Genomic DNA, 586 nt, shown 5'->3' on the forward strand with positions numbered 1-586 from the left:
TCGCCCTTGTTGTGTTTGATCAGCCTCGCCATTACGTCGTCGGTCAGCCCGACATAGAATCTATCGACGTCTGCGAGGCTCTGAAGAATGTAGACATACTTCATGCGGACAGCATAGTCCGCCTACGTTGCTGCGCAACTTCGGCGCGACAGCTTTCGGCTTGCCGAGCCGAAGCTCGCAGAGCGAAGGCTGGTGGGCGGTATAGGGATTGAACCTATGACCCCACGCGTGTGAAGCGTGTGCTCTACCGCTGAGCTAACCGCCCGCGCTGCTCTTCGAAGCGCGTGAGGCGCCCTTATGGGAGGCGCCGCGGGCTGCTGTCAAGCCGCCAAGCGCCGCGTTTCCATCGTCGTTAAACTCGCTCGATCAAGAAGCGGTAAACCCCGTCAGCGCCGTCCTGCTCACGCAAGTGGTGGCCAGTCGCGCGGCAAAAGGCCGTGAAATCGGCGACCGAGCCTGGATCTGTGGCCCACACCTCCAGCGTGCCACCGGCAGGGACATCCTGCAGGGCCTTCTTGGCTTTCAGGATCGGCAAAGGACAGTTCAGACCTTTGGCATCCAGAATTTTATCGGGCATGGGCTCCCC

Annotated in this window: 1 protein-coding gene and 1 tRNA gene; both read right to left on the minus strand. The window is 60.6% G+C overall.

Translation table 11 applies throughout. The annotated features are described in order from the left end of the window. Positions 1–190: 190 nt before the first annotated feature. A tRNA-Val gene (locus ACTIFK_RS19025) sits at positions 191–265 on the minus strand. An 87-nt stretch (positions 266–352) separates the two neighbouring features. Then, positions 353–586, minus strand: a 234-nt coding sequence (locus ACTIFK_RS19030; protein WP_439544587.1) for a sulfurtransferase TusA family protein, incomplete at its 5' end; no start/stop codon positions are given.

The organism is Hyphomicrobium sp. (genome assembly GCF_051860585.1).
Taxonomy (GTDB): Bacteria; Pseudomonadota; Alphaproteobacteria; order Rhizobiales; family Hyphomicrobiaceae; genus Hyphomicrobium_C.